This window comes from Enterobacter sp. Ap-867, assembly GCF_011752855.1.
In the GTDB taxonomy this organism is placed as follows: domain Bacteria; phylum Pseudomonadota; class Gammaproteobacteria; order Enterobacterales; family Enterobacteriaceae; genus Cedecea.
Window position 1 is genome coordinate 160,698 of record NZ_VWWS01000008.1, and the last position, 18,394, is coordinate 179,091.

At 56.6% G+C, this 18,394-nt stretch carries 16 protein-coding genes; 6 read left to right on the forward strand and 10 right to left on the reverse strand.

What is annotated here, in order from left to right; all coding sequences use genetic code 11:
* Positions 1-90 precede the first annotated feature (90 nt).
* Together F3J26_RS19250 and F3J26_RS19255 are read left to right on the forward strand one after the other, a co-directional pair.
* Entirely contained in the window at positions 91-414 is a 324-nt protein-coding gene (locus tag F3J26_RS19250) for a heavy metal-binding domain-containing protein (RefSeq protein WP_166995462.1), read from the forward strand.
* Entirely contained in the window at positions 411-1,241 is an 831-nt protein-coding gene (locus tag F3J26_RS19255; RefSeq protein ID WP_166995464.1) for an N-acetylmuramoyl-L-alanine amidase, read from the forward strand. The genes F3J26_RS19250 and F3J26_RS19255 overlap by 4 nt, the downstream gene beginning before the upstream one ends.
* On the opposite strand, the gene F3J26_RS19260 is transcribed toward F3J26_RS19255, so the two are convergent.
* From F3J26_RS19260 to poxB, 4 genes are all read right to left on the reverse strand, one after another.
* Positions 1,238-2,248: a 3-beta-hydroxysteroid dehydrogenase gene (locus tag F3J26_RS19260; protein ID WP_008461085.1), complete on the reverse strand. Its 1,011-nt coding sequence runs from the start codon at positions 2,246-2,248 to the stop codon at positions 1,238-1,240. The genes F3J26_RS19255 and F3J26_RS19260 overlap by 4 nt on opposite strands.
* An 88-nt stretch (positions 2,249-2,336) precedes the next feature.
* The gene (locus F3J26_RS19265) at positions 2,337-3,788 is read right to left on the reverse strand and encodes an SDR family oxidoreductase (protein WP_166995465.1); all 1,452 of its coding nucleotides are present in this window, start codon (positions 3,786-3,788) and stop codon (positions 2,337-2,339) included.
* A gap of 15 nt (positions 3,789-3,803) precedes the next feature.
* Entirely contained in the window at positions 3,804-4,805 is a 1,002-nt protein-coding gene (ltaE, locus tag F3J26_RS19270; protein WP_008461087.1) for a low-specificity L-threonine aldolase, read from the reverse strand.
* A gap of 65 nt (positions 4,806-4,870) precedes the next feature.
* Entirely contained in the window at positions 4,871-6,592 is a 1,722-nt protein-coding gene (poxB, locus tag F3J26_RS19275; RefSeq protein ID WP_166995466.1) for a ubiquinone-dependent pyruvate dehydrogenase, read from the reverse strand.
* Positions 6,593-6,742: 150 nt separating this feature from the next.
* On the opposite strand from poxB, the gene F3J26_RS19280 reads away from it, so the two are divergent.
* On the forward strand, positions 6,743-7,174 hold the full coding sequence (locus F3J26_RS19280; RefSeq protein WP_166995468.1) for a DoxX family membrane protein: 432 nt from the start codon (positions 6,743-6,745) through the stop codon (positions 7,172-7,174).
* A gap of 35 nt (positions 7,175-7,209) precedes the next feature.
* On the opposite strand, the gene hcr is transcribed toward F3J26_RS19280, so the two are convergent.
* The 4 genes from hcr to aqpZ form a co-directional block, all read right to left on the reverse strand.
* Entirely contained in the window at positions 7,210-8,178 is a 969-nt protein-coding gene (gene hcr / locus F3J26_RS19285; RefSeq protein WP_166995469.1) for an NADH oxidoreductase, read from the reverse strand.
* 9 nt (positions 8,179-8,187) lie between these two features.
* On the reverse strand, positions 8,188-9,840 hold the full coding sequence (gene hcp, locus F3J26_RS19290) for a hydroxylamine reductase (RefSeq protein WP_166995470.1): 1,653 nt from the start codon (positions 9,838-9,840) through the stop codon (positions 8,188-8,190).
* 141 nt (positions 9,841-9,981) lie between these two features.
* A complete protein-coding gene (locus F3J26_RS19295) occupies positions 9,982-10,881 on the reverse strand; it encodes a LysO family transporter (protein ID WP_166995472.1) in 900 nt (299 codons plus the stop codon).
* Positions 10,882-11,025: 144 nt separating this feature from the next.
* Positions 11,026-11,721 (reverse strand): aquaporin Z, encoded by a 696-nt coding sequence (aqpZ, locus tag F3J26_RS19300; protein ID WP_039291469.1) that lies wholly within the window; start codon positions 11,719-11,721, stop codon positions 11,026-11,028.
* Positions 11,722-12,131: 410 nt separating this feature from the next.
* On the opposite strand from aqpZ, the gene F3J26_RS19305 reads away from it, so the two are divergent.
* Positions 12,132-13,787, forward strand: a complete 1,656-nt coding sequence (locus F3J26_RS19305) for an ATP-dependent endonuclease (protein ID WP_008461098.1) — start codon at positions 12,132-12,134, stop codon at positions 13,785-13,787.
* A 21-nt stretch (positions 13,788-13,808) separates the two neighbouring features.
* Here F3J26_RS19305 and F3J26_RS19310 read toward each other — a convergent pair whose 3' ends face one another.
* Positions 13,809-14,756: a DUF535 family protein gene (locus tag F3J26_RS19310; protein ID WP_166995474.1), complete on the reverse strand. Its 948-nt coding sequence runs from the start codon at positions 14,754-14,756 to the stop codon at positions 13,809-13,811.
* A gap of 142 nt (positions 14,757-14,898) precedes the next feature.
* On the opposite strand from F3J26_RS19310, the gene macA reads away from it, so the two are divergent.
* Positions 14,899-16,014, forward strand: a complete 1,116-nt coding sequence (gene macA, locus F3J26_RS19315; protein WP_008461100.1) for a macrolide transporter subunit MacA — start codon at positions 14,899-14,901, stop codon at positions 16,012-16,014.
* Positions 16,011-17,957: a macrolide ABC transporter ATP-binding protein/permease MacB gene (macB, locus tag F3J26_RS19320; RefSeq protein WP_166875463.1), complete on the forward strand. Its 1,947-nt coding sequence runs from the start codon at positions 16,011-16,013 to the stop codon at positions 17,955-17,957. The genes macA and macB overlap by 4 nt, the downstream gene beginning before the upstream one ends.
* A gap of 77 nt (positions 17,958-18,034) precedes the next feature.
* Here the strand turns inward: macB and cspD are convergent, their stop codons facing one another.
* Positions 18,035-18,256, reverse strand: coding sequence for a cold shock-like protein CspD (gene cspD, locus F3J26_RS19325; RefSeq protein WP_008461102.1), 222 nt, complete (start codon positions 18,254-18,256; stop codon positions 18,035-18,037).
* Positions 18,257-18,394 lie beyond the last annotated feature (138 nt).

Here is an 18,394-nt window from a genome sequence, read left to right on the forward strand (position 1 = left end):
TCAGGAGGACTACCTTAGCATAGCGTATTGGCTCAAAATCGCGTGGCGATTGCCGGGCTAACATGTTGATGGCAAAGAGAGGAGAACGTGATGCAGTTTACAACGACGCCAGGCCTGGAAGGCCACACAATTACTGAATACTGCGGCGTAGTGACCGGGGAAGCTATCCTGGGTGCCAATATTTTCCGCGATTTTTTCGCCGGGGTTCGCGATATCGTCGGCGGCCGCTCCGGGGCTTATGAAAAAGAGTTACGCAAAGCGCGGGACATCGCGTTTCGTGAAATTCAGGCACAGGCCGAAAGCCTGGGCGCTAACGCCGTGGTCGGGATTGATATCGACTATGAAACCGTCGGCAAGGACGGCAGTATGCTGATGGTTTGCGTCAGCGGGACGGCGGTGAAAACGCGCAAATGAAAACCAGGATCTTAGCGCTTGCCCTGGCGCTGTTACTGGCGGGCTGCGCCGGGCAAAAAGGGATTGTCGATCGAGGCAGCTATAAAGTGGACACCCTGCATCAGGCTCAGGCCGCTTATCCGCGGGTGAAAATTCTGGTGATCCATTACACGGCGGATGATTTTTCAAGTTCGCTTTCCACGTTGACCGATCGTAACGTCAGCGCCCACTATCTTGTTCCCGCCGAGCCGCCGCTGTCCGGCGGGAAACCCGTTGTCTGGCAGTTGGTGCCGGAAGAGCAGCTGGCCTGGCATGCCGGGGTCAGTTTCTGGCGAGGGGCTACGCGGATTAACGACACGTCCGTAGGTATTGAGCTGGAAAACCAGGGCTATACCCGGGTTGGCGGTGTTCAGCGCTTTTACCCCTTCAGCCAGCCGCAGATTGCGGTGCTTGAGGATTTAGCGAAGCAGATTATTGCGCGCTATAACATCGTGCCGCAGAACGTGGTCGCTCATGGGGATATCGCGCCGCAGCGCAAGGTTGATCCAGGCCCGCTGTTCCCCTGGAAGCAATTTGCGGAAAAAGGGATTGGCGCATGGCCGGACGCCGCTAGAGTGGCGTTTTATCTTAACGGCCGTGGCCCGCTGCAACCTGTGGATAAATCCGAGCTGCTGGATGTGCTTTCCCGGTATGGCTACGAAGTGCTGCCGGGCATGACCGAGGCGCAGCAGAAAAGAGTGATTACCGCCTTCCAGATGCACTTCCGCCCGGCCAACTACAGCGGCGAGGCGGATGCGGAAAGCCTGGCGATCGCCGAGGCATTACTGGAGAAATACGGCCAGGGTTAGCCCCGGTGCAGCGTGCCGTGATCTTTCAACCACAGCGCGGTACGGCGAATGCCTTCATCAAGGGTGACGATAGGCTGATAGCCCAGCTCCGTTTCCGCACGCGTGGTGTCCAGCGTTAAATCGAAGTTCAGCTTGGAGACGCCGTAGTGCGTGAGCACCGGCTCTTTGGCAGACTTATTGCCAAAGTGCTCCAGGCTGCGGGCGATGATATCCAGCATCGGGTACGGCACCGAGCGAATGCGGCATTTAATGCCCAGCTCGTCGATCAGCTTCTGCACGATGGTCCGCAGCGGGCGGGCTTCCATGTTGGTGATGTTGTAGGCGCGGCCAGAAGGTAAATTCTGTTTCTGTGTCGCCAGCCACATCGCGTGTACCGCGTTTTCCAGATAGGTCATATCCACCAGCGCATCGCCGCCGCGCGGCAGCAGCACGCTGCCGTAGTGGCGCATCATCTGCACAAGGCGCGGGAAAAACACTTTGTCGTGCGGCCCAAACAGGCTTTGCGGGCGCAGAATGGTAAAACGGGTGTTCGGGTTGGCCTGCGCCAGCAGCTGAATCACCTCTTCGCTGGCGGCTTTGCTGCGGGCAAATTCGTTGGCGAAGCGCACCGGGCGAAAATCTTCGCTGATGTTGCGGTGGTGGTGGTAGTCGAAGTAGAGCGACGGCGACGAGATATGAATAAAGTCACGCACGCCCCAGGCCACGGCCCATTCGCCCAGACGGCGTGTGGCGCGGACGTTGGCGAGGTCGAAGGCTTGCTGGGTTCCCCACGGCGAGGTGAAGCTGGAGCAGTGCCAGAGCGTGTCGACGTCCGCAAGCATCACTTTCGCCTGGGAAGAGACCAGCTCCGTCAGGTCGGCATGGACAAATTCAGCGCCCATTTTCTGCAGCAGTTTGCCCATCGCTTCGTTGCGCCCGGTGGCCCGAACGCTGATGCCTCTGGCGCGTAAATACTCGACCGCGTTTCGGCCTAAACCGCTGGTGGCGCCCGTGACCAGTACCTTCATGTGACCAACTCGTTATGTTTTGGATTAACGCTGCGCATTTTTCCGTGAAACGGCAGCGCATGCAATGGGAATACTGAAAGATTAGGAGCTAACTTCTCTTTTTGATCGAGTTTTGTTCCGCTAAATGAACAATTCGCCGCGCCATTCCCCTAAAGATAAATAAATGGGCGGGGATCATCGCCAGCCAGTAGATCAAACCGGTGCAGCCGTGAGGATGCCACCAGGCTCTGACGTCCAGCCGACGCTGCTTGCCATCATCCTGCAAGGTCAACGACAGCCGCCCCAGGCCTGGGGCCTTCATACCAAACAGCAGCGTTAGCTCTTTTTCTGGTTCAGCGATAATCACTTTCCAGCTATCGACGGTGTCGCCCACTTCCAGCGTGGCTTTATCAGGCCGCCCTTTAGCAAGCCGATGCCCGACCAGCAAATCCATCAGCGCCCGAGTTTTCCACAGCGCATTGCCAAAAAAGTAGCCTTCTTTACCGCCTAGCTGGTTGATCACCTGCCAGAGCGAAGAGAGTGAGGCCTGGGTGGCCAGCGTGCAGCCCGCCTGTTTAGCAAAAAAACCGTAGTCAGGTCGCCAGCGGGCAAACGCCTGGGCATCGTAGCCCCAGTCCTGGGAGTTGGCGAGCCGGTGTTCGTTGGCCAGCGTCAGGCGCACGGCGTCGTCAAAGCTGATGAGCTGCTGCGGGATGCGTTCGCGCAGGCTACGGTCATCCGCCAGCAAATCGTGTTCCAGACCCTGAATCAGCGCCTTAGCAATACCGGGCGGCACCGAGGTAATGACATTCAGAAACCACACGGAAATCCAGCTGGTGGGGAGTGGCACGGGGATCAGCGGGCGGCGGCGGCCGCTGATAGCCATAAAGCGCTCGAACTGCTGCTGATAGCTCAGAACTTCCGGTCCGGCGGCTTCAAACAGGCGATGTTCTGTGGCCGGATGGTCCAGCAGTGCGACGAGGTAGTGCAGCAGGTTATCCAAAGCAATGGGTGAAGTACGGGAGCGAACCCAGCGCGGCGGCGTCAGCACCGGCAGGTTGTACACCATATCTCGCATGACTTCGAAGGCCGCCGAGCCCGCGCCAACAATAATCCCCGCGCGAAGTTCGGTGACAGGAACGCCGGAATCTCGCAGGATATCTGCGGTGATTTGCCGGGCTTTCAGGTGCTTTGAATGAGTTTGCCCGCTTTTGGCCTGCAAAGCGCTGAGGAAAATGACCTGCTTGACCGGATGTTCGGTCAGCGCGTCGCGCATGTTCAGCGCCGCCTGACGTTCGAACTCCATAAAATTATCGCCGTCGCCCATGCTGTGGATCAGATAGTAGACGGTATCCGCCCCTTCGAGCAAGGCACCCAGGCGGTGCGGCCAGTGCAAATCTACGTGCCGGCATTCTACGCCTGGCCAGGGCTGTTTTTTTAGCCAGTCAATGCGGCGGGCTGCGGCGGTGACGTGATGTCCCGCCGCCACGAGTAACGGCACCAGATGCTGGCCAATGTAGCCGCTGGCGCCGAGGACCACTATCCTTTGAGGTTCTGCCATCGTCCCTGAGTCCCGTTAGTTTTGCAGGAAGCTGCGCCAGTGGGCCACGACTTCAGCCAGCTGGCTGCGGGTGACGTCCAGATGGGTGACCAGCCGAGTTGCCGGACCTGCGCTGAGGATGATGCCGCGCTCACGCATGTAGGGCCCTAAATCTTCTGCTTCTTCCGCCGTCATGCGCACAAAGACCATGTTGGTGTCCTGACGCATCACATCGACGCCGATTTCGCGCAGCTCGCCTGCCAGCCAGTGGGCGTTGTCGTGGTCTTCTTTCAGCCGCCCGACGTTATTTTTCAGCGCATACAGGCCTGCCGCCGCCAGAATACCGGCCTGACGCATACCGCCACCGGTCATCTTGCGCCAGCGTACAGCGCGCTTGATGTACTCTTTACTGCCCACCAGCAGGGATCCCACCGGCGTGCCAAGACCTTTCGACAGGCAAATGGTGAAGCTGTCGCAGTAGCGAGTAATTTCTTCCAACTGGCAGCCGTAGGACACCACGGCGTTAAAAATACGTGCGCCATCTACGTGCAGCGCCAGATTGTGCTTGCGGGTGAATTCCCAGGCCTGCTGGAGATATTCGCGCGGCAGCACTTTGCCGTTATGGGTGTTTTCAAGGCTCAGCAATTTAGTGCGGGCGAAGTGAATGTCGTCCGGTTTAATTTTTGCCGCCACTTTATCCAGCGGCAGCGTGCCGTCACGATCCGCTTCAATGGGCTGAGGCTGAATGCTGCCCAGCACCGCTGCGCCGCCAGCTTCGTAGAGGTAGTTATGTGCGGCCTGGCCAACGATGTACTCTTCGCCGCGCTCGCAGTGGCTGAGCAAAGCTACGAGGTTGGCCTGCGTGCCGGTAGGTAAAAACAGGGCAGCTTCTTTCCCGCTGATTTTTGCCGCGTATGCCTGAAGCTCGTTAACAGTGGGATCATCGCCGTAAACATCATCCCCGGTCGGGGCGGCCATCATTTGCTCCAGCATGGCGCGGGAAGGGCGGGTAACGGTATCGCTGCGTAAATCGATCATGACGGGTCCTTTATCGAGAGGCTGCGCCCGGACGGTTATCCGGGCGCCTGAGGCAACCTTCTTTTTTACCGGAACCAGTTGGTTTTCGCCAGCTCGATCACTTCATCTCCTCGCCCGCTGATGATGGCGCGCAGCATATACAGGCTGAACCCCTTAGCCTGCTCCAGCTTGATCTGCGGCGGGATAGCCAGCTCGTCTTTGGCGACGACAACATCGACCAGCACCGGGCCATCGGTGCTGAAGGCCCGTTCCAGTGCAGCGTTCAGCTCCTCAGATTTTTCAACGCGGATGCCGGTAATGCCGCAGGCCTCGGCGATACGGGCAAAGTTGGTGTCGTGCAGTTCGGTACCGTCGGTGAGGTAGCCCCCGGCTTTCATCTCCATCGCCACGAAACCGAGCACGCTGTTGTTGAACACCACGATTTTAATCGGCAACTTCATTTGTGCTACGGACAGGAAGTCGCCCATCAGCATGCTGAAGCCGCCGTCACCGCACATCGCCACCACCTGGCGATCGGGCGCGGTGGCCTTGGCGCCCAGCGCCTGCGGCATAGCGTTAGCCATTGACCCGTGGTTAAACGAGCCCAGCAGGCGGCGTTTGCCGTTCATTTTCAGGTAGCGCGCGGCCCAGACGGTGGGCGTGCCCACGTCGCAGGTGAAAATGGCATCATCGGCGGCGTAATGGCTTATTTGCTGCGCCAGATATTGCGGGTGAATTTGCTTGCCTTCCGAGGGGTTGGCCAGTTCATCCAGCCCTTCACGCACTTTGCGATAATCCTCCAGCGCTTTGTCGAGGAAGCTGCGATTGGTTTTATCCTCCAGCATCGGCAGCAGGGCGGACAGCGTGGCTTTGATATCGCCCACCAGCGCCATGTCGACCTTGCTGTGCGCGCCTATGCTGCCGGGGTTGATATCAATCTGGATAATTTTTGCGTCCGTCGGGTAGAACGCGCGGTAGGGGAACTGGGTGCCGAGCAGGATCAGCGTGTCGGCGTTCATCATCGTGTGGAAGCCGGATGAGAAGCCTATTAATCCGGTCATGCCAACGTCGTAAGGGTTGTCGTACTCAACGTGTTCTTTGCCACGCAGGGCGTGAACAATGGGCGCTTTCAGGGTTGCCGCCAGCTGCACCAGCTCAGTATGTGCCCCAGCGCAGCCGCTGCCGCACATCAGGGCGATATTGTCGTTGTAGCGCAGAAGTTGGGCGAGTTTTTTAAGCTCATCGTGAGGGGGAACCACGATGGGCGGCGATGCAGGATACCAGTGCGTCGTGGCATGCTCTGGCGCGGGTTTGAGCGCCACGTCGCCGGGCAGTACCACCACGGAAACGCCCCGGTTCAGAATGGCTTTGCGCATGGCAATCGCCAATACCTGCGGGATCTGCTCCGGGTTAGAAACCAGTTCGCAATAGTGGCTGCATTCGCGGAAAAGCTCTTCGGGATGCGTTTCCTGGAAGTAGCCGCTGCCAATTTCGCTGGAGGGAATATGGGCTGCAATGGCGAGAACGGGCACGTGATTGCGGTGGCAATCGTACAGGCCGTTAATCAGGTGCAGGTTACCTGGCCCGCATGAACCGGCGCAGACAGCAAGCTCGCCGGTGAGATGCGCTTCGGCCCCGGCGGCGAAAGCGGCCACTTCCTCATGGCGAGTTGGCATCCATTTAATCGTGCCCATCCGGTTGAGGCTGTCGCTGAGGCCGTTCAGGGAATCGCCGGTGACGCCCCAGATACGTTTCACGCCCGCGCTCTCAAGGGTTTTGGCCAGCCAGGCCGCTACGGATTGTTTCATCGGTTTTCCTTGTCCAGTGTGATAGCGCTTACAAGCTTAGTTCAATTCTGCGTAACGGCAGGGAATGGCCTCCCTAAAATTGGGGCTATTTGTTAGCAAATATTAAGCGTAAATTATTCTCGTTATCATTTTAAAAGGGTGGCAATTCATATGGTTACTAAATTGTTAAATGCAGTGAATGGCGCGCTAAACAAAGACGATCTGGGAAAATTGTTACTGCGTCTGGCGGTAGGCGGCCTGATGCTGTTTCACGGCCTGCACAAGCTGTTTGGCGGCGTGGACGGGATTAAGGGAATGCTGGCGGCGCATGGCATCCCGGAGTTTGTCGCCTATGGCGTGCTGCTGGGTGAGGTGCTTGCCCCGCTGCTGATTATTTTAGGGATCCTCACTCGCCTGTCCGCGCTTGGGCTGGCGTGCACGATGATTGTGGCCTGGCTGCTGGTGGGCGTGGGGGAAACCTTCATGCTGGATAAAACCGGGGCCTGGGGCGTTGAAAGCCTGATGTACTTTTTCCTCGGCGCGCTGGCGATAGTCTTTTGCGGCGCAGGGCGTTACGCGTTTGGCAGGTCGGCCTGGCGGTAGAAAAAGAAAAGGCACCGTGAAGGTGCCTGTTTAGATCAGGCGAGCACCAGGTCGCTCTGTGGATGGCAGGAGCAGGCCAGCACGTAGCCGCTGGCAATTTCTTCTTCCGTCAGTGTCATGGTGCTGGAGACGGTATAGTCGCCAGAAACCACTTTTGTTTTACAGCAGCCGCAAACTCCGGCGCGGCAGGCGGCATTCACCGGCACGCTGTTGCTCTCCAGCGCGGCAAGCAGCGTTCTGCCCACCGGTGAGTAGAACTCACGCATCGGCTGGAGCGTGGTGAACTTCAGGCCGCCCGCTGAGGGTGCAGCGGCTGGCGTGAAGAACACTTCCCGATAAAACGCCGTGACTCCCAGCGCTTTCACTTCTTTCTCAACCATGTCCATATAAGGCGCAGGCCCGCAGGTCATAACCGTCCGGCTGGCGATATCCGGCACCGCGGCCAGGATCTCGCGAGTCAGTCGCCCGGCGATAAAGCCGTGGGTGGCGTTGCTTTCTGCCACCAGCGTGACCGGGTAATGCCGCCATTCGTCAGCAAAAATCACGTCCTGCGGGGAGCGCACGTTGTAGATGACCTGCACGTCCGCTTGCGGGCGGTGTTTTGCCAGCCAGCGGCGCATGGCCATAATCGGCGTGACGCCGCAGCCCGCCGCCAGCAGCAGATAGCGCTCCGACACGACGTTTTCACAGCTGAACTCGCCCTGGGCTTCAGACAGCCACAGGTAGTCGCCGACTTTCACTTCTCCGGTCAGCCACTCTGAGCCAGCGCCGCCGTCGATGCGCCGTACCGTCAGCGTGATGAACTCACTCAGACCCGGAGTGGAAGAGATCGTATAGGCCCGCAGCGTCTCGCTGCCGTTGCGAATGCTCACCAGGGCATATTGCCCGGCTTTGTAGGGATAGAAGTCGTGGTTGATCAGCGACAGCGTCCAGACATCCGGCGTTTCCTGGTGAATATGGTGTACCTGCATACGGTGCGGGCACAGCGGCGTTGGCATGGTCATGGCTGCTCCTTAAGCGCTCATTAACTGTTGGATATCTTGCTCAACGGTGGTGATGGCGCGCAGGCCAAATTTCTCGTTCAGCACTGCCAGCAGGTTTGGCGTCAGGAAACCCGGCGCGGTTGGCCCGGTGACAATGTTGGTGACGCCGAGCGACAGCAGCGTGAGCAGAATTACAATCGCCTTTTGCTCAAACCAGGAGAGCACGAGACTCAGCGGCAGGTCGTTCACGCCGCAGCCCAGTTTCTCGGCGAGGGTGACCGCCAGAATGATCGCTGAATATGCATCGTTGCACTGGCCGGCATCTACCAAGCGCGGCAGCCCTTCGATGTTGCCGAAATCCAGCTTGTTGAAGCGGTATTTACCGCAGGCCAGGGTCAGGATTAGGCAGTCCTGCGGCACGCTGGTGGCGAAGTCGGTGAAGTAGTTACGTTCTCCGCGTGCGCCGTCGCAGCCGCCGACCAGGAAGATGTGGCGAAGTTTTTCGCGGCTAACCAGATCGATGAGCGTGTCTGCCGCACCCAGTAACGTCTGGCGGCCAAAGCCGACGGTGATCAAGTGTTCGATTTCGCTGTACGGGAAACCGGCCATTTGCTGGGCCTGGGTAATCACCGGGCTAAAATTGTCGCCTTCGAGGTGGCTGACGCCCGGCCAGCCGACGATGCTGCGGGTCCAAATTCGGTCATCGTACGAGCCCACGGTTGGGTCGATGATGCAGTTGGAAGTCATGACAATAGGGCCTGGGAAGCGGGCGAATTCCGTTTGCTGGTTCTGCCAGCCGCTGCCGTAGTTGCCGACCAGGTGTTTGAATTGCCGCAGTTCTGGATAGCCGTGCGCCGGGAGCATTTCACCGTGGGTGTATACGTTCACGCCGGTGCCTTCGGTTTGCTCGAGCAAGTTATAGAGATCTTTCAGGTCATGGCCGGAAATCAGGATGCACTTCCCGGCAACCGGGCGTACGTTAACCTGGGTTGGGGTTGGATGGCCGTATTTGCCGGTTTCCCCCTGATCCAGAATGCTCATCACTTTGAAGTTCATCTGGCCGATTTCCATGGAACAGTCCAGCAGCGCGCCCATATCCGCAGGCCAGGTGCCGAGCCACGCCATGATGTTGTGGTACTGGGCGTAAATATCGTTGTCGTACTGGCCCAGCACATATGCGTGTTCCATATAAGCGGCGGCGCCTTTCATGCCGTACAGGCACAGCAGGCGCAGGCCGAGAATATCTTCGCCAATGTCGGCTTTGTCACGATTTGGCGTGAATTCAGCGGCCTGGCGCTGAAGTTCACCGAGGTCACTGCTGACCAGTTGAAGCTCTGCCATCGGGTGAGTGACGATGGCCGCAGGATCGACAGCCAGCGTACGGATTTTCAGATCTTCGCGCATGGCAATGGCATCTCGGGCATAGCCAACGATGCGGCCGGAGTCGAAGTTCACGTTGGTCAGCGTTGAGAAGAAGGCGCGGGGAGCAAAGTTATCAATCTCGTGGTCGATAATACCGCGTTCGCGTGCGGCAACGGCCCAGGCGGACAGCCCCTGCAACGTCGCGATCAGCAGATCCTGTAGATCGGAAGTCTGGGCCGTTTTACCGCAGACGCCCTGGGCATAGGCGCAGCCGTCGCCGGCCGGGGTACGAATGGTCTGTTCACACTGCACACAAAACATGATGTCACCTTAAAGTTATATTTTAAATACATGTTTAAGGTTAGGCTCCGGCTCAACAGGTTAAAAGGACTTTTTGGTGCAACTTAAAGGGAGATTGATATAGCTCAACTTTGGCGGCAGCAGGCTACCGCCAGAGAGGTATCAGGCGGCGAAGAAGGCGATGAGCAGCGGGGTCAGCAGGCTAAGAATAAATCCGTGCACAATGGCGGCAGGCACGATTTCCACACCGCCGCTGCGCTGCAGCACCGGCAGGGTAAAGTCCATCGAGGTGGCGCCACAAAGGCCCAGAGCCGTTGAGCGGCTGCGGCGCACCAAAGCCGGGATAAGCATAATAGCCAGTAATTCCCGCACCAGATCGTTAAAGAAGGTTGCGCTGCCAATCACCGGCCCGTAGGACTCGGTCATCAGGATCCCGGACAGCGAATACCAGCCGAACCCAGAGGCCATAGCCAGACCTGTTTTTATCGGCAGGCCAAGCAGCAGGGCGTTGATCGCCCCGGCGACCATTGAGCTGAAAACGACCACAATGGCGACAATAATGCCGCGGCGGTTGAGAACGATTTGCCGGAAGGTCATGCCGCTGTTGCGAAGCTGGATCCCGACCAGCAGCAGCAGGAAAATAAGCGTATATTCGCTGGCCTCTGTGGCGTATTTAAGCACCTCAAATCCGGTCAGCCCAAGCAGGAAGCCCAAAGCCACTACCCCGCAAAGCTGTAAGGACTCCAGGGCCATCGCCAGGCGCGAGGGGAGTTTTTCCTGTTTGTGCTGATGCCGCCACGGGAGAGCACGTTCCAGCAGCAAGAGGCCGGCGATGTTACACAGCAGGATCACCCCGACGCTTATCACCGAGTAATGCAGGATAGTCAGCAGGTTGCTGGCGAGATTATCGAGGAACGCCAGGCTAATGCCCATCAGGAAGAGGATCACGTAAACAATCCAGCCCAGCAGGCGGTGAATCAGCCTGAGCAGGTGGATTTGTTTCAGCGGAATCAGGTAACCGACGAGCAACGGCACCAGGATAATAAGTAATCCTGACAGCATGGGAGGGACAGTCCTTGTAGTTAAAATGTTACGACGGATGTCACACTACCGAAAGAAAGGAATTGAGTCGAGTAGGGGCGAAGAAAAAGGTTTATGCGGGGAAAAGAAAACGGCAGGCTTACCCGAGTAAGCCTGCCTCGGGGCCTAGCTGCGTTTTTCCAGCAGGGTGCGGTAAATAATACCGCCCAGGATCCCGCCAATAATAGGCATCACCCAGAAAAGCCACAGTTGATCCAGCGCCCAGCCGCCCTGGAAAATAGCCACTGCGGTACTGCGCGCAGGGTTTACTGAGGTGTTGGTAACCGGAATACTAATTAAGTGAATTAAGGTTAATGCCAGGCCAATGGCTATTGGCGCAAAACCCGGTGCAGCAAATTTGTCCGTTGCACCGTGAATAACAATCAAGAATCCACAGGTTAATACGATTTCAATCACAATGGCGGACAGCATGGAATATCCACCCGGAGAATGTTCGCCGTAGCCGTTAGAAGCAAAACCGCTGGCTGCGGCATCAAAGCCTGCTTTACCGCTGGCGATTAAATAAAGGATAGCGGCAGCGACAATCCCGCCAATCACCTGGGCAATAATATAGCCTATCACTTCTTTAGCCGGGAAACGGCCACCGGCCCAGAGGCCAAGTGTGACGGCCGGGTTAAAGTGACCACCGGAAATATGGCCGACGGCAAAAGCCATGGTCAGCACGGTTAAACCAAATGCCAGCGCGACGCCGACAAAGCCAATGCCTAATTCCGGGAATGCTGCCGCTAATACTGCGCTACCACAGCCACCAAATACCAGCCAGAATGTCCCGAAGAACTCGGCTGCTAATTTTCTAAACATAACCACCTCTGATAAAAGCCAGAAACAATGCAAGGTTCACGCGCTAAATCACATGACCCTGACTGTCGCTAATTCACCGTCATCAAGTGAATGACGAAAGTAATATTAAATGCGCGTTAATATTAGGTATTTCGCCATTTCGCCACCAGTACAATAAATTCTAGTTTTTTGATTTAGGGCAATGAGGTGTTATTCCTTTTCTGAGGAGAGGTAGCAGAAGTATAGGTTATCTTTGAATGAAGTAAGAATATTCCGGATAATAAAAAAATACGCCTCAGCACGAATTGATTATGGTAAAGGCGGCGTGCGTTTATCGCGTAACGCTTTGACATTGTGTGGTTACATTGCCTTCCGGGTTGCCGCTATACTCGAAAAGGACGTTGGATGAAAGCGGATGCACAGGAGGCGGTATGTTTCTCGAGCGAGTTGAGATGGTTGGTTTTCGCGGTATTAACCGTTTGTCGTTAATGCTTGAGCAAAACAACGTGCTGATTGGCGAAAATGCCTGGGGTAAATCCAGCCTGTTAGATGCGCTGACTTTGCTACTTTCCCCGCACCGGGAGCTGTACCATTTTGTTCGCGAAGATTTCTATTTTCCCCCCGGCGAGCTGCACGGCCGTGAAAGTCACCTGCAAATCATCCTGACCTTCCGCGAGGCGGCGCCTGGCCACCATTTAGGGCGGCGGTATCGTAACCTTTCCCCGGTTTGGGTGGCGGGGAACGACGGCTTCCATCGTATTTATTACCGTCTGGAAGGAGAGCTTGGGGATGAAGGGACGGTTTTAACGCTGAGAAGCTTTCTCAATGCCCACGGCCAGCCGCTGGCGCTGGACGAAATTGACGACATGGCGATGAATATCACGCGGCTGAACCCGGTGCTGCGCCTCAGAGATGCCCGATTCATGCGGCGGCTGCGCAACGGAAGCATGCCCGAAATGCCGGAAACGGAGCTGACCGCGCGCCAGCTGGATTTCCTGGCGCGAGAGCTGGTATCAAGGCCGCAAAACCTCACCGATGCGCAGCTGCGGCAAGGGCTGTCGGCCATGGTACAGCTGCTTGAACACTATTTCTCTGAGCAGGGCGCGATAGCCCACCAACGCCTGATGCGGCGGCGTTCTCATGATGAGCAGCGCAGCTGGCGCTATCTGGATGTGATCAACCGGATGATCGACAAGCCAGGCAGCCGTTCGCACCGCATGATCCTGCTGGGCATGTTTTCCACGTTGCTACAGGCGAAGGGCAGCATTGCGCTCGACAGGGACGCTCGCCCGCTGCTGCTGGTGGAAGATCCTGAAACCCGGCTGCATCCGATTATGCTGTCTGTCGCCTGGCACCTGCTGAATCTGCTGCCGCTACAAAAAATTACCACGACCAATTCCGGAGAGCTGCTCTCTCTGACGCCGGTAGAACAGGTTTGCCGGCTGGTGCGTGAATCCTCCCGAGTGGCCGCGTGGCGGCTTGGACCGGGCGGTATGAACGCGGAAGAGAGCCGGAGAATTGCTTTCCACATTCGTTTTAATCGCGCGTCGTCACTCTTTGCCCGCTGTTGGCTGCTGGTGGAAGGCGAGACCGAAGTGTGGGTGATGAACGAACTGGCGCGCCAGTGTGGGCACCATTTTGATGCCGAAGGCGTGAAGGTCATCGAGTTTGCACAATCTGGCCTGCGCCCGCTGATTAAGTTCGCTCGCCGGATGGGCATTGAATGGCATGTGCTGGTGGACGGGGATGATGCCGGTAAAAAATATGCGGCAACCGTACGCGGCTTGCTGGACAATGACCGGGATCAGGAGCGCGATCATCTTACAGCGCTGCCTGCGCTGGATATGGAACACTTTATGTATCGGCAGGGATTTTCGGATGTGTTTCATCGCGTGGCTCAGTTGCCCGAAAATGTGCCGATGAATTTGCGCAGGATTATTACGAAAGCTATTCATCGTTCGTCAAAGCCGGATTTAGCTATCGAAGTGGCTCTGGAGGCGGGGCGTCGCGGCGTGGATGCGGTTCCGCCGCTGTTTCGTAAAATGTTTTCGCGGGTGCTTTGGCTGGCGCGTGGCCGGGCGGATTAGCGCCCGGCTGGAAATGCAGATCTAGAAATGACCGTTGATGCTGTTCATCATGCCGTCGAGCAATTCATAACGGCGGCGATATTCTGCACGTTTTTTGCTGGCAATGTCTTCCAGCGGTTTGCGTTCCACGCTGGATGGCAGGGCAAACAGGCCGTCGGCGCGAGGTTCACCGCTCATAGACTGCCAGAAACTGTCATAGTCCGCATGTAGACTGTCTTTTTTCTTCTTCTCGTAGCGCCATGAACGGTAAATATGCGTCCCGTTGCCGACGGCCAGAATGCGCTCTGCGTCGAGAAGCTTCGCCAGTTCACAGGCAACCTCAAGCAGCATGCGTTTCGGGAACAGCCCGTGGCAAGCCTTTGTGGCAGCCTGAATGGCTTCATGAGGCACCCAGGTTTTGGCTCCCTGCAGGCAGCCAATAAAGAAGGTGTTCTTGCCTTCAAACTGGTTGAGAGTAAAGGTCATACGCGCCAGGGGAACGCCCTCTTCATTACAGAAGTTCAGGAAGGCTTCGCCTTCTTTACCTTCAATATCGTGAGAGGTGAGATCGATAAACATCAGCTCGTTGTTTTTACCCACCAGCGTGGCCAGGCGGTAACCTTCTGCAGAGAAATGCCCGTTAAGCATTTTTTTCGGCATTTTCTCGGCAATTTTCTGGTAGTGGTAAGCGATAGTATCCCGCGTATGCTTGCGTTTTAGCGGCAGCGCAAGGTAAGGGCGATGCAGGCGGCAAGGCAGACCAGGCTGAGCGTTCAGCATGCTGGCAAGATGAGGCTGGCTTGCGAGGTTGTTCATCAGGCTGACGGTGTGCAAAGGCATCGCCAGTGAGCGTAAAATAAACTTGCGGCGGTAAGCCTTCTTGCCCCAGGATGCTCCCGGCTGCCATTCCCCCGTCGCGAGGGAAAGGAAGAGTTTCCAGCCTGTTTGAGGCAGGGCTTCGGTAACATGCGCGGCAGCGATCTGGGACATAATAACAACCTGATATTCGGGAAAGATGGCACTATTTCAGCACGCCGGATGTCAACCGACGTTCAATAACTGTTACATATCTTCACATTGTGCAGTTTGTTTAAGAACCGTTTAATCATGCGCTAGCTATTTCAGGATTTATATGAAAATTAAGGGAAAATTTAAAAAACGTTATTGGCTTTACGCGCTGCTGGTGGTGATATTTTTCCTCTGGCTTTGGCAGTTTTTGCATGTGCCAGCCCCACAATATCAAACGATGATCGTGCGTAAGGCTTCGCTTCAGCAAAGCGTTCTGGCCACCGGAAAGCTCGATGCCGTGCGCAAAGTTGACGTCGGGGCGCAGGTGAGCGGGCAGTTAAAAACGCTGTCAGTTAGCATCGGCGATAAAGTAAAAAAAGATCAGCTTTTGGGGGTTATCGATCCCGAACAGGCAGAAAACCAGGTCAAAGAGGTTGAGGCCACGCTGATGGAGCTGCGTGCCCAGCGTATGCAGTCCGAAGCTGAAAGTAAGCTTGCCGCGGTGACACTTTCCCGCCAGCAGACGCTGGCAAAAACTCAGGCGGTGTCCCGCCAGGATCTTGATAAAGCGGCAACCGATTTGGCGGTAAAACAGGCTCAGATTGGCACCATTGACGCCCAAATTAAGCGCAATCAGGCTTCTTTGAGCACCGCGAAAACTAACCTCGAGTTCACCCGTATCGTCGCGCCAATGGCGGGGGAAGTGACGCAGATAACGACGCTGCAGGGGCAAACCGTGATTGCGGCGCAGCAGGCGCCAAATATTCTGACGCTGGCGGATTTAAGCACGGTGCTGGTGAAAGCGCAGGTCTCTGAAGCCGATGTTATCCATCTCAAACCGGGCCTGAAAGCCTGGTTTACGGTACTTGGCGACCCGATGACGCGCTATGAAGGCGTGCTGAAAGATATCCTGCCGACGCCAGACAAAGTCAATGAGGCCATTTTCTATAATGCGCGTTTTGAGGTGCCGAATCCGAAGGGCATTCTGCGCCTGGATATGACCGCTCAGGTGCATATTCAACTCGGCAGCGTAAAAGATGTACTGACGATTCCGCTGGCCGCGCTGGGCGAACCGATCGGTGATAATCGCTATAACATCACGGTGTTGCGCAACGGGGAAACCAAAACCCGTGAAATAACTATCGGGATGCGAAACGACACCCAGGTTCAGGTCGTTAATGGGCTGGAAGAAGGCGAAGAGGTGGTGACTGGTCGCGCCAATGCCGGGAGTAGCAAATGACGGCGCTGCTTGAATTAAAGGACATTCGCCGCAGCTATCCTTCTGGTGAAGAGCAGGTTGAGGTCCTGAAGGGCATCAGCCTGACGATTGAAGCCGGGGAAATGGTGGCGATTGTCGGTGCGTCCGGTTCCGGTAAATCGACGCTAATGAACATCCTCGGTTGCCTGGATAAACCCAGCAGCGGCAGTTATAAGGTCGCGGGCGTGGATGTGTCGGGGCTGGATAACGATGCGCTGGCGACGCTGCGTCGCGAGCATTTCGGTTTTATCTTCCAGCGTTATCACCTGCTTTCTCATCTGAATGCTTCGCAAAATGTTGAAGTCCCAGCGGTGTACGCCGGGACAACGAGAGCCCAGCGTCAGCAGCGGGCGCATGAGTTGCTTGGGCGTTTGGGGCTAAAGGAGCGGGTGGAATATCTGCCGTCACAACTTTCGGGCGGGCAGCAGCAGCGCGTCAGTATCGCCCGTGCGTTAATGAACGGCGGGCAGGTGATTCTGGCGGATGAACCCACGGGTGCGCTGGACAGTCATTCCGGCGAAGAAGTGATGGCCACGCTGAAGCAACTGCGCGAGCGCGGGCATACGGTGATTATTGTGACTCACGATCCGGCCGTGGCGGCGCAGGCTCAGCGTATTATTGAAATTCGCGACGGAGAAATTATCAGTAATCCTCCGCCGGTTCATCAGCCTGCGGCGCGCATGGTTGAAAATCAAACGCTGCGAAGCGGTTCGTCGATACAGCAGGTCATCAGCAGTTTCCGCGAGGCGCTCGGCATGGCCTGGCTGGCGATGGCTGCGAACAAGATGCGCACGCTGCTGACCATGCTTGGCATTATTATTGGCATTGCCTCGGTGGTCTCCATTGTCGTGGTGGGCGATGCCGCCAAGCAGATGGTGCTGGAGGATATTCGCTCCATCGGCACCAATACGATCGATGTCTACCCCGGTAAAGATTTTGGTGATGACAATCCGCAGTTCCAGCAGGCATTAAAATATGATGATTTGCTGGCTATCGGCCAGCAGCCTTGGGTAAGTTCGGCCACGCCTTCTATTTCCAGCAATTTACGCCTTCGCTACGGCAACGTGGATGCGGCGGCCAGCGTCAATGGCGTCAGCGGCGACTATTTTGATGTTTACGGTATGACTATGAGCCAGGGCGCAAGCTTTAACGACGAGCAGATGAAGGGCCGTGCGCAAGTTGTGGTGCTGGACGCCAATAGCAAAAGGCAGCTTTTCCCGAACAAAAGTGATGTTGTCGGGGAAGTTGTGCTGGTGGGGAATATGCCGGCCACGGTGATTGGCGTGGCGGAAGAGAAACAGTCGATGTTCGGCAGCAGCAAAGTGCTGCGCGTCTGGCTGCCTTATAACACGATGGCCGGGCGCGTGATGGGGCAAAGCTGGCTCAACTCAATAACCGTACGTGTTAAAGAAGGGTACGACAGCCACGAAGCCGAGCAGCAGCTTAATCGCCTGCTGTCGCTGCGTCATGGCAAGAAAGACTTTTTCACCTATAACATGGACGGGCTATTGAAAACGGCGGAAAAGACCACACGTACTCTTCAGATGTTCCTGACGCTGGTAGCGGTTATTTCGCTGTTGGTTGGGGGGATTGGGGTCATGAATATTATGCTGGTGTCGGTCACTGAACGTACCAAAGAGATCGGTATCCGTATGGCGGTGGGCGCCCGAGCCAGCGATGTACTGCAGCAGTTTTTAATTGAGGCGGTGCTGGTTTGCCTGGTCGGTGGCGCGCTGGGGATATCGCTGTCGCTGGTTATCGCGTTCACGCTGCAGCTGGTGCTGCCGGGCTGGCAGATAGGTTTCTCGCCGGTGGCGCTGCTGACCGCGTTTGGCTGCTCCACGGCCACGGGGGTGCTCTTTGGCTGGTTGCCGGCCAGAAACGCGGCGCGCCTGAACCCCATCGATGCACTAGCTCGTGAGTAATCCCGGCGGTTGGTCATAAAAATGCCAGCCTTATGGGCTGGCATTTTATTTGCGGGATGTACACAATTAATGGGGAACTACGCGACCGCTTCCGCCTCGTGGGGAACGATCAGGCTGGCATGGTTGCCTTTAGGTCCCTGATGCACATCAAACCTGACAAGCTGTCCGGCTTTTAACGTTCTGTACCCGTCCATTTGAATGGTGGAGTAGTGAGCGAAGATGTCTTCGCCGCCGCCTTCCGGGCAGATGAAACCGAACCCTTTGGCGTTATTGAACCATTTAACAGTACCCGTCTCCATGCTTCGACATCCTTCGTAACTCTTAATAGTGAGATGGAATCAACCGGTGGGTAAGGGCGGGCTGTTCAAAACCTCGCCAACTCACCCCGCTACAATGTAGATATTTTATACACTGCGTCAAGCGTCTGGCGGGGCAGG